A 17,819-nucleotide genomic window follows, 5' to 3' on the forward strand; every position below is an offset into this window, starting at 1 on the left:
CCCCCCCCCCGCGGCAATGCACACCAGCCGCAACACGAGCGCAAACTGCGCAGCCGACGAGCGCTCCCCACGCGGCCCACCTCATCCCATCTGTGTCATCTGAGCCATCTGTGGTTCCCGCCGATCACTCACTCGCGCGGCTGCCGCACCAACCCCTCCTGCGCCACCGATGCCACCCGCACGCCCTGCGTGTTGTACATCTGACCCAGGATCAGCGCCCGCGCGTTGTGCGCGGCCGGACTTTCGCTCGTAAACAGCAACCAATCGTCGAATCGCGGCGGATAGTGGAACCACAACGCGTGATCGAGGCTCGCCGACGCGCCCATCGTCCGGCCGATGTTGTGCGGCATGCGCGCCGTCGCGATCAGCCCGCGGTCGCTCGCGTACGTCAACAGCGCCGCGTGCATCACCTCGTCGTCCGGAAAGTCGCCGCGCACGCGCATCCACACTCGCCGCCGCGGGATGCCGTCCGGCCAGTCGGTGCCCCACGGATCGCACGCCCGCATCTCTACCGGGTTGTCACGCCACCACTGCTCCATGCGCATGCCTTCGGGCAGACGGTCGGGCCGGACAAATTCCCATTCCGGCAATCCTTCGGGCAGCGGTACATCGGGCATCGGTTGCTGGTGCGTGATCCCCTCCTCCGGCAGCGCGAAGCTGCTCGAAAGGTTGAAGATCGCCTCGCCCGACTGGTACGCGACCACGTCGCGCGTCGTGAACGTGCGCCCGTCGCGGATCCGATACACGACGTAGCGGATCGGCACGTCGTAACGCCCGGGCCGCAGAAAATACGCGTGTACCGAATGCATCGACCCTTGTTCGACGGTGCGATACGCGGCTACGACGGCCTGCGCCGCGACCAGCCCGCCGAACAGCCGCCGCTCGCCCTCACCCGGATCGCCGAGGAACATGTCGCGGTCCAGCCGGTCCAACTCGAACAGTGAGACGAGTTTGTCGAGGCGCTGTTGCGCTCGACCGGGATCGCTCCGCTCCTCGGTCATCCGCGGCGCCTCCGCATGCCAAAAGAGCCACCGAAGTGACTCTCTCGTCGTCTCACTGTACTTCGAGCGTCCCGCTCATGTCCTGCGTATGGAAGTCGCATCTATAGTCGTAACTCCCGGCAGCTAAGTTGATCGTGATCGTGCCGGTACTGCCGCCATTGATGCGAGCGGGGTCGGAGCACGGCGCATCGCCGCCCGCAGTGCAGAACCCCTCGTCAAAGTCGCCGCTCGCCGCGACGTGCATGTTGTGGATCGCGCCGCCGATGTTGTCGAGCGTGAACGTCACGTCCGTGCCCGCCGCGATCGAGATCGTCGGATTCTCCTCGCCGTCGACGACGAACACGTTGTCATCAAGTTCGATCGTCTGCTCTCCGCCCTCGCCGGGTGGCGGTCCTCCGGGCGGCGGGCCACCTGGCGGCGGCGCCTCCGACGGCCCCGTCGGCCCGCCTTCGACGACCTCGAGCGTGCCCGTCATGTCTTGCGTGTGGAAGTCGCACCGAAAGTCATACGTGCCCGGGGGCAGGTTGAACGTCAGCGTCCCCGACGATCCGCCCGGCATGCGCTCGGGGTCCGAGCACGGCGCTTCCCCCCCGGTCGAACAGAATGCCGCATCGAATCCACCGCTCGCGGCGACATGGACGTTGTGCAGTGCGCCCCCGGCGTTTTCGAGCGGCATCGTCACGTCCACGTTTGCGCCGACCTGGATCGTCGGATTCTCTTCGCCGTCGAACAGAAAGAAGTTATCCTCGAGCGTCAGCACGAAGTCGTCGCCCGGGCCGGGACCGCCATCCGGCGGTTCTTCGCCTTCGTCGACGTGCTCCTCGTAGAACGGCCCCTCGTGTACCTGCGCGTACACCGTCCCGCCGATCAGCAGCCCCGCGACGACCAGCGCGATCGCCGGCACCTGGAGCTTGATCGCCCCCGGGTTGCTCGCGAAGTACCACGCGACGAGCAGGATCAAGATCGCCACCAGCGCAGCGACCGCCGTCGCCGCCTCGTTGCCGATCTCCAGGTAAACGCGCGACAGGCTGTAAATGATCGCCAGTCCAAACGCCACGATGCCGATCGGCACCAGCAGCGCGATCCCGAACCGCTCGTACAGGACGCCGCGCTTGGACTCTTCGGACTCGCTCTCGAGCGCCTCCGCGCGGCGCACCTGCAGGCTGTCAGGGACGATCTCGTCGCCGTGGCTGCGAATGATGCTCACGACGTTCGGTTCTATCGCGTTGTACGTGTCGAGCGCCCGCGCGTCGCGCCACCGCGTCTCCACGGACAGGAGCGTGTCGCCACCCTCCTCGGTCGAGCGCGTCATCGTCATGCGGAGCGAGCCCGGCCGGCGCCGGATTACCGCCCGGTGCCGCTCCAGCTCGGTGAGCAAGCCCTGCGCCCCGCTGGCATCGCCCAGCTTGTCCGCCCGGATGCGTACGAGGGCGGTCTGTACGTACTCCATGCACTCTCACCTGACTGTGATGCGCCGCGAGGCGGCGGATCGGGCCCGAACGCCGGGCAAATAGTACCCCCCAGATTCGTTTGAATCCAGCGTCACAAAGTCGGGCGGCTGATCTCCAGCGCCGTGAATGCGTGAAGCTCGGGCTTCCTTACCTAAGCGCCTGCCGGAGCGCGCTTTCGACCTCGTCCAGCGCCGTCGGGCCCTGGTACTTCGCCACGATCCGCCCGTCCCGCCCCACGACGAACACCCACGGCTCAGACTGTATGCCCCATTCGCGCGTCGCAGGCACGGGATTCTGCACGAACCCCGCCCGCAGGTCGCGCAGCACGTACGGCTCGACGTGGATGAACGTCGCCTCATCGCCGTAGCGCTCCAGCAGCGGGTCCATCACCGTGTCCATCACCGGCGCGCATGTCCGGGTGCGACAGTACGCCGGCGTCGCGAACGCAATGACCAACGGCCGCCCCGTATGCAGCGCCTCCGCGATGGTTATGTCGTGCATCTCCGGCCGCGGCGGGAACGACGAGTCGATATCCTCGATCGCCTCCACCGAGTCAAGCGTCGCTTGCACGCTGGCCGGCGCCGCCTCGCCGATGACCGGTTCGCTGCTGTCCTCCCGCACGTTGAACCGGAACGGCGCCTCTTCGAGCCGGTCCCCGTCTGCCGTGGTCACGAGCGCCTTGAAGCCCCACTCGCCCGCGCGCTCGAACGTCACGTTGGCGACGTACACCCCGCCCGTGCCTGCATCGGTCGGCTCTGGTTCCGGCGCCTGCTCGTCGATATACGACAACTCGATCGGCACGAACCGCGCGTCCGCCGCGAACTTCTCCTCCGGATCGCCGTTCAGGTCGTAAAACCGCAGCACGACGTCGGCGTCCGCTACAAGTTCATCCGATTCGCCGGTAAGGCTCATCACCATCCGGTTCTCCCCGACGACAAGCGAGTCGTTCAGGATCACCGGGAAGACCTCGCCCTCTCCCAGCGTCACGACGCGCGGAAACTCCTCGCCCGCGCTCGATCCGCAGCCAACGCCCACGATGCCCACCGCCAGCACGATCACCCCGATCAGCGTGCCAGCCACGGACCGGCGCATCATCGTTCGGCGCTCAGCGTGCGGCTCGTGCCGAACCAGAACACCGCAACAGCCAGCGCCGTCATCACCGCAACATCAACCCCGACGCCGAAATACCCGCTCGCGTCATCTGCGTAAAGCGCGAGTTGCAGCGCATCCACGCCGTACGAAAGCGGGTTGATGCGTCCCAGCAACTTCAGCCACTCAGGCAGATCGGCCAGCGGGAAGAACGCGCCCGAAAGGAAGAGAAACGGGAACAGCACGAGATTCATTACCAGGTGAAAGCCCTGCATCGACCGGATCCGCGATGCCAGCAGTTGCCCCAGCCCTGAGAGAAATAAATTGAGCGCAAAGATCGCGAACAGCGCCAGCGCCAGCCCCGCTGCCACCCCGTATTGCCACTCGAAGTCGATCGCCGGCACCACCGACGCCACGCCCAGCACCAGCAGCGCCTGCCCCGCCCCGATGATCACCGCGCTCAGCGTCTTGCCGAGCAGGATCACCCGCGTCGAGTGCGGCGATGCCAGCAGCACGTTCAGGATCCCGGAGTCGCGGTCGGCGTAATACGACGCGCTCGAAAACGTCGATGAGAACAGCGCCGTCATCACGATCATCCCGGGCGTCAGAAACGTCACGTAATCGTCGATGTTGTTCGGATCGAGCCCCTCCGAAACGCCCGTGCCAAGGATCGCCAGCAGCATCAACGGAAACAGCACCGACGAGTAGAGCTGCGACCGCGATCGCCGAAACGCGCGCAGGTCGCGCGCAACGAGCGCCGCGATCGCATCGAGCGTGCGCATCATGATGCCGCCCCGCGCTCGTCGACGATGGCGCTCCCGACAAGCTGGAAATACACATCCTCCAGCGTCGAAGGCTCGATGTGTACGCCGGTAATCGCGTCGCCCCACTGCTGAAAGATGCGTGTCAGGAACGCGCTCGCTTCATCGACGGTCACGTGCGTCGTGCGGCCAGCCAGTCGTACATGCCCGACGCCCGGCTGCGCGTCGAGCGCCGCCACCACGGGCGCGGGATCGTCCCGCCACTCGATGCGCACCGCATCGGCGCGAAGATCGCGCTTGAGTTCGGCCGGCGTGCCCTGCTCGACCACCCTGCCGTGGTCGAGCAACGCGACGGTGTCGCAGTAACGCTCCGCTTCGTACACATCGTTCGTCGCGAGCAGCAATGTGCGCCCCGCGCCGTTCGCTTCGCTCAGGTGCTCCCACAGTGCCTGCTTCGAGTCAGGGTCGAGCGCCAACGTCGGCTCGTCGAGCAGGATCGCGTCGGGGCGCGTCACCAGCGCCCGCGCCAGCTCCAGTCGCCGCTTCATACCGCCCGACAACGTCGATGTGAACGACGACGCCCGCTCATCCAGCCCGACGCGCTCCAACAGCTCTGCAACGTCGCGTTGAGCGTCATCGCCACGCAATCCAAAGAGCCGCGCCTGGAGCTGCATCGTCTCGCGCACCGTCATCCCCGCGTCGAGCGACGGCTCCTGGAACACCACGCCGACCCGCGCCCGCATCGCCGCCGATGGCGCGGAACCCAGCAACCGCACATCCCCGCCCTCGGCGACGCGGCGCCCCACCAGCAGCGAGATCAGCGTGCTCTTGCCGGAGCCGTTCGGACCCAGCAGCCCGAAAATCGACCCCCTCGGGACCACCAGCGAAAGCCCGTCGAGCGCAACACGCTCGCCGTAGCTGAACCGAACCTGATCGAACACGATCGCAGGCTCAGAAGCCGTTTCCCGGGGCGTCGAAAGCGTCGCTGTGGACGTGGACAGATGCAATAACAGGCCGCCTGTGAACAGGATAACAAGCGCCCTCCTCTCCACAAACGGACGAAACACTTCGAGTCCCGATACCGACGGGCCCCTCGCTACGATATCCCCGCCGTGAGCCGGCATTGCCAACCGCACCGCAGGTGGAGAACAGCCCCCCGGCTGTTCCGCCGCTAATAAACCGCACCTACAGGGCAACCCCAATCCACACGACGCCAAGGAGAAGGGGCGCATTCACGCGCCCCTGACTGACAACTGCCAACTGCCAACTGACAACTCACAAAAAATACGTCGCGCACACCTCGTCGAGCAGCTCCCGCGAAAGCGCCGGTCGCCGCTCCTCGTATTCGCACGCGTCAACCACCGCCTCGACGACGTCGCGCGGGTGGCAACCGCGCAGTTCGCGTCCCACCGGCTCGTACCACGTGTCGAGCAGATGCGTCACCGACGCATCGTCGTGCGCGATGCCGCGCATCTCGCACTCGCGCCGGAAGATCGCGCGGAACTCGACCTCGGACGGGTTCGGGACCTCCACCTTGTAGCGGATGCGCCGCAGGAACGCCTCGTCCGCCAGTTCCGCCGGCGACAGGTTCGTCGAAAACAACACCAGCACGTCGAACGGCACTTCGATCGTCTGCCCCGTGTGCATCGTCAGGTGGTCGATGCCGCCCTCCAGCGCGACGATCCAGCGGTTCAGCAGTTGCACCGCCGGGATCTGCTGCCGCCCGAAGTCGTCGATGATCAGCGTGCCGCCATTCGCCTTCAGCGGCAACGGCGCCTCGTACACCTTCGTCTGGTCGTCGTAGACCAGTTCCAGGCTCTGCTTCGTCAGTTCTCCGCCTGCCCAGATCATCGGTCGCTGGATGCTGACCCAGCGACCGTCGCTGCGCGACTTGAGCAGCGTGTGCTCGCTCGTCGGATCCTGCTCATCCTCCACCCGCACGTGCTTCGAGGGATCGTACAGGTGCACGATGTGGCCGTGGATCTCCAGCGCGTACGGAATGCGAATCGTTCCGTCGACGACCTTCGCGATCGCCGTGGCGACGCTCGTCTTGCCATTGCCGGAGTTCCCGTGTACCAGCGTCGGTTTCCGCGACGCCGCCGCCCGCCCGATGCGCCGCATCGTCGTCTCCGCGAGCACGAGACCGCCCAGCGCATCCTCGATCTGGTCGCGCGTCACCGCGGCGGCCCGCACCGTCTGCTCGACCGCCTGCTCTACGTACGCCTTCAGCGGCACCGGCGCCGGCCCGACGTAGCCGCTGCGCGAAAGCGCCTGTTCCGCGCGCTCAAGCCCCTTCTGGCTCAACGCATAGAGATAGCCCGTCGGCCCGCCCGTCACGCCGCCCATGATCGCCGCGAGGCTGTCCTGCGATAGCGATTGCATGATCTCGTCAACGACCGGCGGCGAGAGCCGCATGGCATCGCCGAGGTCGTTTCGCGTCATCCGGCCCGCGTAGTACAGAAGCTTGAGCGCGAGGTCGCGCACCAGCCCCTCCTCGAGGCCCAGGTCTTCGACGGTGGTCGGTTCGTGGGCGTGTGCGGGCTGCGGCGAGAGTGCCAGGCTTGTCAAGCTGTCCTCCGTTTCCGGCGCAACGCCGGCGCGTGATCCTGGTACGCCACCCCTGACCGTAGAAACGGCGACAGGCCCCCGCCATTACGGGAAGTCCCCCGCTTCCTCAGGTGGCGCCTCATCGCCGATACTTATCAGCGAGAGGCGGCATCTTGCGTACCCTGCGCGTTGCACTGGCCCAGATCGACACCACCATCGGCGACCTCGAAGGCAACGCCGCCAGGATCGCGGCCTCGATCGACCGCGCCCGCGATCTCGCCGTCGACCTCGTCGCCTTCCCCGAGCTTGCGATCACCGGCTACCCGCCGGAGGACCTGCTGCTTCGCCGCTCATTCGTCACCGACAACCTGGCCGCCCTCGACCGCGTCGCCGCCGCCGTCCACGGCATTACCGCCGTCGTCGGCTTCGTCGATGTGGATGACGACGGCGAGATCTTCAACGCCGCCGCCGTCCTCCACGATCGGCGCATCGTCGGTCGCTATCACAAGCAGTTCCTCCCGAACTACGGAGTCTTCGACGAGAATCGCTACTTCCAGGAAGGCGCCTCGTCGCCCGTCTTCGTCATCGCCGGCGTCGATGTCGGCGTCAACATCTGTGAGGACATCTGGTATCCGACGGGCCCGTCGCGATTGCAGGCGCTCGCCGGCGCCGAGGTCATCGTCAACATCAACGGCTCGCCGTTCCATCGCGGCAAGGTCCAGAACCGCGAAGCCATGATCCGCACGCGCGCCACCGACCACGCCGTCGCCGTCTGCTACGTGAACGCAGTCGGCGGCCAGGATGAACTCGTGTTCGATGGCCAGAGCGTCATCTACGACGAACGCGGCGAATTGCTCGCGCGCGGCGCCGCGTTCCGCGAAGACCTCGTCGTCTGCGACATAGACGTCGAAGGCGTCTTCCAGACGCGGCTGCGCGACCCGCGACGCCGCAAGGAGCGCCGCGAAGAGTTGCGCCACGCCGACGTGCCTCGCATCGCCGTCTCGGCGGCCCCGCTGACCGCCGACAAGCCCGCCGTCTCCCCCCGCATCGCGCCGCTCCTCGAACCGGTCGCCGAGGTCTGGGAGGCGCTCGTGCTCGGCGTCCGCGACTACTTCGGCAAGACGGGCTTCGACACCGCGCTCGTCGCGCTCTCCGGCGGCATCGATTCGTCGCTCGTCGCAGCCATCGCTGCCGAAGCGCTCGGCGGCGACCACGTCGTCGGCGTCTCGATGCCCTCCCGCTTCTCGTCTGAGCACAGCAAGTCCGACGCCCGGGCGCTCGCCGAAAAGATCGGCATGCGTTACATGACGATCCCGATCGAACAGACCTTCTCTTCGACGCTCGAAACGCTGTCGGAAGCCTTCGCGGATACCGAATTTGGCACCGCAGAGGAGAACCTGCAGGCGCGCATTCGCGGCAACATCCTCATGGCGCTCTCGAACAAGTACGGCTGGCTCGTGCTCACGACGGGCAACAAGAGCGAGATGGCCACCGGCTATTCCACGCTCTACGGCGACATGGCCGGCGGCTTCGCCGTCATCAAGGATGTGCCGAAGACGCTGGTCTGGGAGCTCTCGCGCTACCGCAACCGCACCGCCGATCGCGAGATCATCCCCGAGGCCGTCATCACCAAGCCGCCCAGCGCCGAACTGCGCCCCGACCAGCTCGACACCGACTCACTGCCCCCGTACGACGTGCTCGACCCGATCCTTGAGGCCTACGTCGAAGAAGACCGCAGCATCGACGAGATCGTCGCCGCCGGCTTCGATGAAGCGCTCGTCCGCCGCGTCGTGCAGATGGTCGACCGCAACGAGTACAAGCGACGCCAGGCGCCCCCCGGCATCAAGATCACCCCCCGCGCCTTCGGCCGCGACCGCCGCCTCCCCATCGCCAACCGCTATCGCCCCTGACCGAATCCGCCCAACGACCAGCCACCAGGCACGAGCCACCAGCGATCAGCGACCAGCAACCAGGCGACTAACTCCCGTCATCCTGGGCAAGCGCCCCATTCACGTCATCCTGGGCAAGCGTCGCATGACGTCATCCTGAGCAAGCGTCGCATAACGTCATCCTGAGCAAGCGAAGCGCCCCGAAGGATCCCCTCACGGCGACACGACGTCACCTCACGGGCCAATCGCCGCAAGCAAACATCAACCAGCAACCAGCAACCAGCGACCAAACGCCCGTCATCCTGAGCAAGCGAAGCGCAGCGAAGGATCCCCTCGCGGCGATTCGTGCCTCATCTCAAGACAAGCGTCGCATAACGTCATCCTGAGCGAACGCGAAGGATCCCGCATTCGCGGACGCACAACATCATGGAGCGGGCAATACCACCCCCAACCATCTATCCCATCTGCGGACAACCCCAATCTGTGTCATCTGTGGCCATCTGTGGTTCCAACCCCGTCTCTCTGCCACACTCACATATGCCCATCAACGGCCTCATCTTCGACTACGGCGGCGTCCTCTGGGACATGCGCTTCGAAGTCACCCGCCTCCTCGAACGGCAGCACGGCCTCCGCGAGCGTCTCATCCTCGAAACCCTCTACGGCACCGACACCTGGCGAAGGCTCGAAGTCGGCGTCGGCGATCGCGAGCAATGGCTCACCGAGGCGCACTCACTCCTCGAAGCCGAGGCCGGACGCGCCCTGCCGCCGCTCCACCGCCACTGGCGCCAGGAGCAGCAACTCATCCTGCCCAACATCCACCTCATCGAACGACTGCGGCCGCCGTATCGCACGTCGGTGCTCAGCAACGCCGATAACACGCTCATGCGACGTCTCACCGAAGACCACCGCATCCACCACCTGTTCGATGACATCATCTGCTCCGCCGATGTCGGCATGGCAAAGCCCGAGCCGCACATCTATGCACTCGCCGCAAAACGCCTGGGTCTGCCGCCGCAAGAGTGCGTCTTCATCGACGATCTGGAAGCCAACGTGAACGCCGCGCGCGAGGCCGGCATGCACGGCATCTGCTTCCGCATCGATCTCGGACATTCGCTCGAAGAACAACTCGCCGGACTCGGCGTGAGGGTCGCCGCCCCGGGGGCCTAGTTCAGCCGTCCGCCGCGCACCTGCGGTCCTTCGATGGGCAGGCCCAGGCGGTTCATCTCGTCCTGCACCTCTTCCCAGCGCGGGCCGCGGTCCGACTTATTCTCCTGCTCGAACCACCGGAAGAACGCGTACGCGATGAACGACCAGAGGATGATGCTGCCCAGCACCTTCATCACGAATCCCGCGAACTGCTGATCTTCAATGGGCGACAGGCCCCACATGCGCGGCGCGTCCGCGTAGGCGTCGTAGAAGACGCCTGTAGAGAACGTCAGGAACGCGGCCAGCACCGTCGGGATCAGCGACTGCACGAACAGGTACGCCATCTGCAGCGGGTACGACAGGCGTGGCAATTCGTCGAGCGGGCTCAACACCGGCCACCACATGAGAGATGCCGAACTTACGAGCAGGACGTGTACGAACAAATGGAACGCGTGCCCGTCCAGCGCCAGGTTCACGGCCGCAGGCATGTGCGTCACGAGCTGGATCGCGTTGAATGCTGCGAACGCGATCAGCGGATGCGTGATCAACCGCGCGACGGAAAACACGGACTTGTTGCGAAGCGGCATCCTCAACAGCCACGAAGGCGTGCCCCAGATCAACAACGGCGGCGCCACCATCGTGTACACCAGGTGCTGGAACATGTGTACGCTCGCCAGCCGGCTCTCCGAGATCTCGTGGATCGGCCAGCTCGACACGAGGTATATCGCCGCCACGCCCGCCATGAACGACGCCACCTGCACCCACCGTATCCGCATCGCGTCGGACCGTTCGTGCCGCAGCCCGCCCATCGCGAACGCATAGCCCCCGATCAACAGCGCGCAAAGAAAGACGATGTCAGGGTGCCAGTGCCAGTGGATCGACTCGGCGTGGAGCAGGGGGAGCATCGCGGAACCCTCCGCGGCGCGCTCGTGCGCGGCGCGCGTGCGTCAGACCAGGTTGGCGCCAAGCGTGGCCATGACGACCGCAAACAACACGATCGCGCCGAAGAACCCCGTCCCGAACAGCCTCGACAACAGCGGGCTGTCGAACTTCAGGTGCATGAACCACAGTACCACGAGCCCGAATTTCGCCGCCGACAGGACGAGCAGCGTCGTGACGAGCACGCCCTGTGATAGGTCAATGTAATAGAGCGCCACCTCGACGGCCGTGATCATCCCCAGGATCAGTCCGATGACCACGTACTCCGAAGGGCCCGGGTGCGCATCGTGCGCCCGCGCCGGCGCCCGCACGGCGGCCGCCCCTCCGGCTGTCTCCTCCGCCGGCACCGCGAACAACGAGGCGGCGATCAGGATCCCCAGGAGTCCCAGCAACACGAGCGGAATGCCGAACAGCAGCTCCGGGTTCTCCATGTCAGTCCACTCCCGCTATGCCGGCTGGATCAGGTAGATGAGCGTAAAGATCACGATCCAGACAATGTCGACGAAGTGCCAGTACAGCCCTGCCAACTCGACGGCCAACGAATGGTCAGTCGTCAGCTTGCCGCGCCACGAGGCGTCCACCAGCGAGAGCAAGATCAGCACCCCGACGCTCACGTGCGCCCCGTGGAACCCCGTCAACACGAAGAACGTCGTACCGAACAGGTTCTGGTCTAGCGAGAGGCCCTCGTTCCAGAACTCCGTGAACTCAAACGCCTGTCCCGAAAGAAAGGAAATTCCCAGCAGCGCCGTCGCGATGAGCCATACGCGCATCGCCTGCAGATTGCCGCGCTGGATCGCCGCGAGTGCCAGCACCATCGTCAGACTGCTCATCAGCAGCACGAACGAACTGACCGATGTGAACGGAATGTCGTACAGGTCCTCCGGGTACGGGCCCACGACGTTCCGGTCGCGATACAGCAAGAACGCCGCGATGAACGATCCGAAGAACAGGCACTCCGACGCCAGGAACAACCACATCAGCAGCTTCCTGTTGTCGAGCCCTGTGTTCGTGTCGAGCGCGTGTGACTCCCCGGCGGGCGCGTGCATCGCCATCTATCAGTCGCCTCCCACTGGTTCGAGCACCCAGCCGTAGAGTCCAACAAGCCCCACGATCGCCCCGACCGCGATCAGCGGATATGCGTACAACAGCCCGATCGCCACGATCGGTAAGCCCGCGGCGGCGATCAACGGCATGTACGACGGCGCCGGCATGTGGATGTCATGCCCTTCGTCCTCCTCGTGCCCGTCGCCGTGGTCGCCGGTGGCGATCGCCGCGCCCTTTGGCACCGGCACCGGAATGCCCTTCGAGTCTTCGACGTACTTGCGGTGCCAAAATTCATCGATGCTGTGGACGACGGGAATCTTCGCGAAGTTATAGTGCGGCGGCGGCGAAGGGATCGACCATTCCAGCGTCCGGCCGTCCCACGGATCCGGGCCGGACTCCTCGCCGTTCCGTATGCTCATGATGAAATTGATCAGGAACACCAGGATGCCCAGCGCAATCGTGAACGCGCCCAGCGTCGCGATCATGTTCCACAGGTCCCAGCCGTAATCCTCCGGATAGCTCGAGATCCGGCGCGGCATCCCCATCAGCCCCAGGATCATCATCGGCTGGAACGTCAGGTTGAAGCCGATGAACATCAGCCAGAAGTGCACCTGGCCCCACGTCTCACTCAACATCCTGCCGGTGAACTTCGGGAACCAGTAATACACGCCCGCGAACAACCCGAACAGCGCCCCGCCGAACAGCACCTGGTGGAAGTGCGCGACGATGTAATACGTATCTTGCTGCTGGTAATCCGACGGCACCATCGAGTGCGTGACGCCCGTTAATCCGCCGATCGTAAACATCGTGATGAAGCCAAGACAGAACATCACCGGCGTTTTGAAGCTGATCGATCCGCCCCACATCGTCCCCATCCAGTTGAAGATCTTTACCCCCGTCGGCACGGCGATCAGGATCGTCGATATCCCGAACGCCGAATTCGCGATCGATCCCAGTCCTACCGTGTACATGTGGTGCGCCCACACGCCCCAGCTCATGAAGCCGATCGCAACGCCCGAAAACACGACAAACGGATAGCCGAACAGCGGCTTCCGCGAGAACACCGGCAGCACCTCCGACACGATGCCGAACGCCGGCAAGATCAGGATGTACACCTCCGGGTGCCCGAACAGCCAGAACATGTGCTGCCACAGCAGCGGCGAAGCCCCCGCGGCCGGGTTGAAGAAGTTCGCATCGAAGATCCGGTCGAACGTGAGCTGGAACAACGCCACGGCGATAATCGGCATCGCGAAGATCATCAGAAACGACGTCACCAGCGCCATCCACACGAACAGCGGCATCCGCAGCAACGACATCCCCGGCGCCCGCATATTCAACGTCGTCACGATGAAGTTGAATCCGCCCGCCATCGTCGCGATGCCCAGGATCTGCAAGCCCAGCATCCAGTAGTTGATCCCGTCGCCCGGCGAGTACTGGTTCAGCGTCAGCGGCGCATAGCCGAACCAGCCGCCGTCCGGAGCGCCCAGTTCGCCTTCGAAAATGTTGCCGCCGGTGAAGAAGCTCGCATTAAGGAAGATCCCGCCGAACAGGAACGCCCAGTAGCTAAACGCGTTCAGCCGCGGAAACGCCACGTCGCGCGCGCCGATCATCAGCGGCAGCAGCAGGTTGATGAACCCCGTGCTCAGCGGCATGATCACCAGGAAGATCATCGTCGTGCCGTGCATCGTGAAGATGCGGTTATACGAATCCTGGTCCAGGAACGTACCGTTGGGCTGCGCGAGCTGAATCCGAATCAGCAGCGCCTCGATGCCGCCGACCAGGAAGAACACCAACGCCGACACGCAATACAGGATGCCGATGCGCTTGTGATCGACCGTCGTGAGCCAGCTCCAGAGCCCGCTCTCCGAATGCTCGGTCGCGCCGTGCTGGATGGTCCCTGCTGAGACTGCCATGGCTACTCTCCGTTGCTCGCGAGCGGCTCGTCGTCGGCGGCTTCTTGCCGCGCGGCGGCCTGCTGCTCAGCGACCCACGCATCAAACTCTGCCGGCGGCATCGCGATCACCGTCATCCGCATGGCGTTATGGTCTAACCCGCAGAACTCGGCACATTGCCCTGAGAACTCGCCCGCCTCGTCGGCGCGGAACCACATGTGATTGACGTGGTTCGGGATCGCGTCGATCTTTCCCGCGAGCTTCGGCACCCAGAAACTGTGGTTCACGTCCGTCGAGTGGATCTCGAACGCGACGTCCTGCCCCACCGGTATTCGCAACTCCCCGACCGCCGGCGTCAGCGGCGCGCCGCCCGCGTCGATCTCCGGGTACTCGAAGAGCCACGCCCACTGCACGCCCGTCACCTTCACCTGCAGCGCGTTCTCTGGCTCGCGGGACAGCGTACGGATCCCCTCCACGGTCGGCACGGCGATAACCGCAAGCAGGATGATCGGGATGATCGTCCAGCTCAGCTCGAGCGCCGTGTTGCCGTGGACCTGCTTCGGCAGGCCCGAGTCCCCTGGCTTCCGCCGGAACTTGATGGCGATATACACGATCCCCAGCATCACGATCAGCCCGACGACTAGCGATGGCCACATGACGAGCAGGAAGTCGTCCTTCTGCTGCTGGGCCACCGTGCCGGCAGGGTTAAAGGTGTTCTGCGGGCTGCTGAAGTACTCGCAGCCGCTGAGAAAGAGCGATGAACCGAGCACCAGTGCCAGGGAGCAGATGCGCGCGATCCCGATCCTGCCCATGATCATCGACCTCCGCGCGGCGACGCGCTGCCCTGTCGGTGCGGTCGGGTGGGCAGTGCTTCCGGGAAACAGGTGGGCGAGTCAACGGTCATCGCGAAACCGGGCACTCAGCCTCCCCTTCTCGAATCTGTTGCCGCTCCGGATTATTCCCCCGCGATCCCTCAGGGTCAAGGGTTCGTGAGAATTCCCACAAAACCCCGATCGAATCTAATAAGCCGGCCCCGCCGCTCCCGTCAGCCGGCGATCAATTGGTCCGCCGCGACCGCCACGAACAGAAGCGCCAGATAGTAGATCGACCACTTGAACACGCCCATCGCCGCTCCCGGGCGGTCGTCCGATCGCAGCAGCCACGTCGCCCGCACGAATCCCGCCCCTAGCCCGATCGCGGCAACCGCGTAGATCCAGCCGACCGCCCCCGTCGCGATCAACAGCAGCGACACCGGTACCAGCACGGCGGCGTACCAGAAGATCTGGGTCTTCGTCTCGGCCAGCGTCGCGACGACGGGCAGCATCGGCACCCGCGCCCGCGCGTAGTCGTCGCGATAGCGGATCGAGAGCGCCCAGAAGTGCGGCGGCGTCCAGAAGAACACGATCGCGAACAGCACCACCGCCGGCCATCCGATGTCTCCCGTCACCGCCGCCCATCCGACGAGCGGCGGCACCGCACCCGCCGCGCCCCCAATCACGATGTTCTGCCGCGACGTGCGCTTCAGCCATATCGTGTACACGAAGACGTAGAACACCGTCGCCGAGAGCGCCAGCACGCCCGCCAGCAGGTTCGATGTCGCCACAAGCACCACGAACGCCGCCGCCTCGAGCACCAGCGCGAAGATCAGCGCGTCCCGCGGCTCCATCTTGCCCATCGGCAGCGGCCGCCCCTGCGTCCGGTGCATGATCTCGTCGATGTCCCGGTCGAAATAGCAGTTGATCGCGTTCGCGCCGCCGGCCGCCAGCGTGCCGCCGAACACCGTCGCAAGCACCAGCCACGCCGACGGCATCCCCTGATCGGCGAGGATCATCGCCGGGATCGTCGTGATCAACAGCAGCGAGATGATCCGCGGCTTCGTCAGCGCCACGTACGCGCCGATCGTCTCGCGCCACGTCAGCGGCGCCTTAGCCGCAGCCGTCATTCCGGGATTCAGCGCGCCCATTCAGTCACTTTCTTCGGCGGTGCGGCGAACCCCTCAGCCTCGACGGCGTCTTCGCCCGGCAGATAGTACGACAGTGCGCTGATTGCGACCAACGTGCACCACAGCAGCGCCGCGAACGTCAGGTGCGCCACGACGACGCCCGCCGCCAGTTCCGTCCAGATGTTCGCCGCCCCGATCAACGCCTGCGCGATGAACGCCACCAGCGTAAAGCCCGTTAGTGCGAGCAACAGCGGTTGCCGGCGCCGCTCTTCAAACGCCATGTACGTCACCCCCAGCAGCAGCACGCCCAGCAACCCCGCCACCAGGCGGTGCAGGTAGTGCAGTCCGACCGCGCTGTCGCCGCCCGGCGCCAACGATCCGTTGCAGAGCGGCCAGCCCGAGCACGCCAGCGATGCGTCGGTGCCGGAGATGTACGAACCGAGCACCAGCGTCACGTACGCCACTCCCGCCGATGCCAGCGCCAACCGCGTGAACGGCGATTGCCTCATCGAAGGAAAAGCGTGCAACCCTCGCGATCTGAGCAACGAAATGATCGCCGCCACGATGAGCACCGCCATGAACGCCATCGCCGTCGCCAGGTGGGCCGCCGTGATCTCCGCCGGCAGTTCTCGCTTCACCGTGATGCCGCCGAGAATGATCTGCGCCACCAGCAGCACGCCCGCGCTAAACGCCAGCCAGAAGACGAGCGGGTTGCGCCGCTCCGTCTTGAACGCGAAGTACGTCACCCCCAGGAAGATCACCCCGACGATGCTCGCCGCCGTGCGATGCGAGAACTCGATCAGCGTGTGATAGTTCGCCGGCGGGATGATCTTTCCATGGCACGTCGGCCAGTCAGGGCACCCGAGCCCGGAGTCCGTCGCCCGCACCGTCCCCCCGATAATCACCAGGATGAACGTAGCGACGATCGTCGTGAGCAGCAGCCGTTGGAACCAGCTCATGGGCGCGGCGCCGCCGTGCGGCGCTTCCTCCTCGGGTCGGCGCGAGTGGTGCGGAACGAAGCTAAACCAAGCGTTCGTGCTTCCCTTCACGAATAGCACCGCAGCCTAGGTGGAGCAAGCCGCCAAACTTCAACGAAGGACGGCAGCGGCACAGGTAGCTGCGTGGCGTTAACGACATGGTCGGTTTGACACATTGAGCGCCGAGGCGGAGGTCAGTTTTCTCGGCGGATCTTGCCGTAAAAGGGGTATCTGCTGCGCGGCGACGACAACAGGAATGGCCTCCATGGTGTCCAGCCGCGCGGGAGCTTCACTTTGTCCGATAGGAACATGACTTCGCGTCCTTCGTATCGGCCTTGAGCAGTGTACTTGAGGCCGTAGAGTATCGAGCGATTGCGCGGAAGTATGCCGTGTTTGATTGCCGAAATGTCGTAGGTCATGACCCACGGTTGCTTCAGTCGGTTCACCTCGCGAGCCAATCGCCGATGATCGTCCAGTCCGTAAAGGTTGAGGTACAGATCCTCACCGCTTTCGATGTACGGCGGATCGTAGAACGCGAACGTGTTCTTGCCGAGGCTTGGGAGCGTATCCCTTGTGAAGTCGAGCGCATCCGACTGATAGAGCGTGATGCGGCTGCTATAGCGACCGATCCGCCGAATGCGGGCAACGAGTTCACTCTTGTTGAATCGTGCGTCGATGCCCCACGCGCCGGTCTGGTTCTTTCCGCCGATCACACCACCATCGATGATGCCGGATCGGTTTGTGCGGTTCAGGAACAGGGTCGCATAGCCGAGGTCAGCGAGGTCGGCGGTCTCGCGCTTCTCGCAGACTCCGCGCTGTATCTGCCACTCGGACATCGTTAGCTCGGCGTGCTCGATCCTTCGGCAGAGTTCCTCCGTCTCGTTCAGCACCGTATGCCAGAACGCGAACACCGGTCGGCTCAGATCGTTGATGTGGACGGCGGACGCATATTCGTCGAGTAGGAGCGTTAGGGCTACAGCCGCGCCGCCCGCGAATGGCTCGACGTACTGCACATCCTTGAGGCCATTTTCATCTAGCAGTTGTTTGATCGCGCTGGCAAGACGCCGCTTGCCGCCGGGATAACGCAGAGGCGTGTAGTACGGCATGCCTTGTAGTCTAGGCCAATTTTCCGAATCTGGCC

General features: G+C 65.0%; 16 protein-coding genes. 2 read left to right on the forward strand and 14 right to left on the reverse strand.

The genetic code is table 11. The features are described from left to right. Positions 1–128: 128 nt before the first annotated feature. From WEB52_07855 to WEB52_07880, 6 genes are all read right to left on the reverse strand, one after another. Positions 129–1,001, reverse strand: coding sequence for an acyl-CoA thioesterase II (locus tag WEB52_07855; protein MEX2226346.1), 873 nt, complete (start codon positions 999–1,001; stop codon positions 129–131). 52 nt (positions 1,002–1,053) lie between these two features. Further along, positions 1,054–2,451, reverse strand: coding sequence for a plastocyanin/azurin family copper-binding protein (locus tag WEB52_07860; GenBank protein MEX2226347.1), 1,398 nt, complete (start codon positions 2,449–2,451; stop codon positions 1,054–1,056). Between the two features lie 148 nt (positions 2,452–2,599). Next, positions 2,600–3,532, reverse strand: coding sequence for a hypothetical protein (locus WEB52_07865; GenBank protein ID MEX2226348.1), 933 nt, complete (start codon positions 3,530–3,532; stop codon positions 2,600–2,602). Positions 3,533–3,543: 11 nt separating this feature from the next. Next, on the reverse strand, positions 3,544–4,326 hold the full coding sequence (locus WEB52_07870; protein ID MEX2226349.1) for an ABC transporter permease: 783 nt from the start codon (positions 4,324–4,326) through the stop codon (positions 3,544–3,546). Continuing rightward, positions 4,323–5,243 carry an ABC transporter ATP-binding protein gene (locus tag WEB52_07875; protein MEX2226350.1) on the reverse strand — a complete coding sequence of 307 codons (921 nt, stop codon included), beginning with the start codon at positions 5,241–5,243 and terminating at the stop codon, positions 4,323–4,325. Before WEB52_07875 ends, WEB52_07870 begins: the two co-directional genes overlap by 4 nt. A gap of 334 nt (positions 5,244–5,577) precedes the next feature. After that, positions 5,578–6,870: an ATP-binding protein gene (locus tag WEB52_07880; GenBank protein MEX2226351.1), complete on the reverse strand. Its 1,293-nt coding sequence runs from the start codon at positions 6,868–6,870 to the stop codon at positions 5,578–5,580. A 152-nt stretch (positions 6,871–7,022) separates the two neighbouring features. Here WEB52_07880 and WEB52_07885 point away from each other — a divergent pair, with 152 nt between their 5' ends. Both WEB52_07885 and WEB52_07890 read left to right on the forward strand, forming a co-directional pair. Then, positions 7,023–8,759, forward strand: a complete 1,737-nt coding sequence (locus WEB52_07885; protein MEX2226352.1) for an NAD+ synthase — start codon at positions 7,023–7,025, stop codon at positions 8,757–8,759. Between the two features lie 516 nt (positions 8,760–9,275). Then, entirely contained in the window at positions 9,276–9,905 is a 630-nt protein-coding gene (locus WEB52_07890) for an HAD family phosphatase (protein MEX2226353.1), read from the forward strand. On the opposite strand, the gene WEB52_07895 is transcribed toward WEB52_07890, so the two are convergent. The 8 genes from WEB52_07895 to WEB52_07930 all read right to left on the reverse strand — a co-directional run bounded on the left by WEB52_07895 (position 9,902) and on the right by WEB52_07930 (position 17,784). Continuing rightward, positions 9,902–10,789 (reverse strand): cytochrome c oxidase assembly protein, encoded by an 888-nt coding sequence (locus WEB52_07895; GenBank protein MEX2226354.1) that lies wholly within the window; start codon positions 10,787–10,789, stop codon positions 9,902–9,904. The two genes, WEB52_07890 and WEB52_07895, sit on opposite strands and share 4 nt — an antisense overlap. Positions 10,790–10,831: 42 nt before the next feature. After that, on the reverse strand, positions 10,832–11,254 hold the full coding sequence (locus tag WEB52_07900) for a cytochrome C oxidase subunit IV family protein (protein MEX2226355.1): 423 nt from the start codon (positions 11,252–11,254) through the stop codon (positions 10,832–10,834). A 15-nt stretch (positions 11,255–11,269) separates the two neighbouring features. Then, complete coding sequence (locus tag WEB52_07905; GenBank protein MEX2226356.1) at positions 11,270–11,875, reverse strand: heme-copper oxidase subunit III; 606 nt, start codon at positions 11,873–11,875, stop codon at positions 11,270–11,272. 3 nt (positions 11,876–11,878) lie between these two features. Beyond that, on the reverse strand, positions 11,879–13,780 hold the full coding sequence (ctaD, locus tag WEB52_07910; protein MEX2226357.1) for a cytochrome c oxidase subunit I: 1,902 nt from the start codon (positions 13,778–13,780) through the stop codon (positions 11,879–11,881). Between the two features lie 2 nt (positions 13,781–13,782). After that, entirely contained in the window at positions 13,783–14,571 is a 789-nt protein-coding gene (gene coxB / locus WEB52_07915; GenBank protein MEX2226358.1) for a cytochrome c oxidase subunit II, read from the reverse strand. Positions 14,572–14,804: 233 nt separating this feature from the next. Next, positions 14,805–15,701, reverse strand: a complete 897-nt coding sequence (locus WEB52_07920) for a heme o synthase (protein ID MEX2226359.1) — start codon at positions 15,699–15,701, stop codon at positions 14,805–14,807. Between the two features lie 8 nt (positions 15,702–15,709). Continuing rightward, on the reverse strand, positions 15,710–16,660 hold the full coding sequence (locus WEB52_07925; GenBank protein MEX2226360.1) for a heme A synthase: 951 nt from the start codon (positions 16,658–16,660) through the stop codon (positions 15,710–15,712). A 212-nt stretch (positions 16,661–16,872) separates the two neighbouring features. Next, positions 16,873–17,784 (reverse strand): DNA adenine methylase, encoded by a 912-nt coding sequence (locus tag WEB52_07930; GenBank protein ID MEX2226361.1) that lies wholly within the window; start codon positions 17,782–17,784, stop codon positions 16,873–16,875. Positions 17,785–17,819: the final 35 nt, after the last annotated feature.

It is taken from the genome of Dehalococcoidia bacterium, from assembly GCA_040902535.1.
GTDB lineage: Bacteria > Chloroflexota > Dehalococcoidia > DSTF01 > JACRBR01 > JBBDXD01.

What these genes read in the sequence shown, in the direction of transcription:
- WEB52_07900 (MEX2226355.1), bottom strand. Translation starts at nt 11,254, where the DNA reads ATGGAGAACCCGGAGCTGCTGTTCGGCATTCCGCTCGTGTTGCTGGGA.
- WEB52_07870 (MEX2226349.1), bottom strand. Translation starts at nt 4,326, where the DNA reads ATGATGCGCACGCTCGATGCGATCGCGGCGCTCGTTGCGCGCGACCTG.
- WEB52_07895 (MEX2226354.1), bottom strand. Translation starts at nt 10,789, where the DNA reads ATGCTCCCCCTGCTCCACGCCGAGTCGATCCACTGGCACTGGCACCCT.
- WEB52_07890 (MEX2226353.1), top strand. Translation starts at nt 9,276, where the DNA reads ATGCCCATCAACGGCCTCATCTTCGACTACGGCGGCGTCCTCTGGGAC.
- ctaD (MEX2226357.1), bottom strand. Translation starts at nt 13,780, where the DNA reads ATGGCAGTCTCAGCAGGGACCATCCAGCACGGCGCGACCGAGCATTCG.
- WEB52_07925 (MEX2226360.1), bottom strand. Translation starts at nt 16,660, where the DNA reads ATGAGCTGGTTCCAACGGCTGCTGCTCACGACGATCGTCGCTACGTTC.
- WEB52_07920 (MEX2226359.1), bottom strand. Translation starts at nt 15,701, where the DNA reads ATGACGGCTGCGGCTAAGGCGCCGCTGACGTGGCGCGAGACGATCGGC.
- WEB52_07905 (MEX2226356.1), bottom strand. Translation starts at nt 11,875, where the DNA reads ATGGCGATGCACGCGCCCGCCGGGGAGTCACACGCGCTCGACACGAAC.
- coxB (MEX2226358.1), bottom strand. Translation starts at nt 14,571, where the DNA reads ATGGGCAGGATCGGGATCGCGCGCATCTGCTCCCTGGCACTGGTGCTC.
- WEB52_07855 (MEX2226346.1), bottom strand. Translation starts at nt 1,001, where the DNA reads ATGACCGAGGAGCGGAGCGATCCCGGTCGAGCGCAACAGCGCCTCGAC.
- WEB52_07930 (MEX2226361.1), bottom strand. Translation starts at nt 17,784, where the DNA reads ATGCCGTACTACACGCCTCTGCGTTATCCCGGCGGCAAGCGGCGTCTT.
- WEB52_07860 (MEX2226347.1), bottom strand. Translation starts at nt 2,451, where the DNA reads ATGGAGTACGTACAGACCGCCCTCGTACGCATCCGGGCGGACAAGCTG.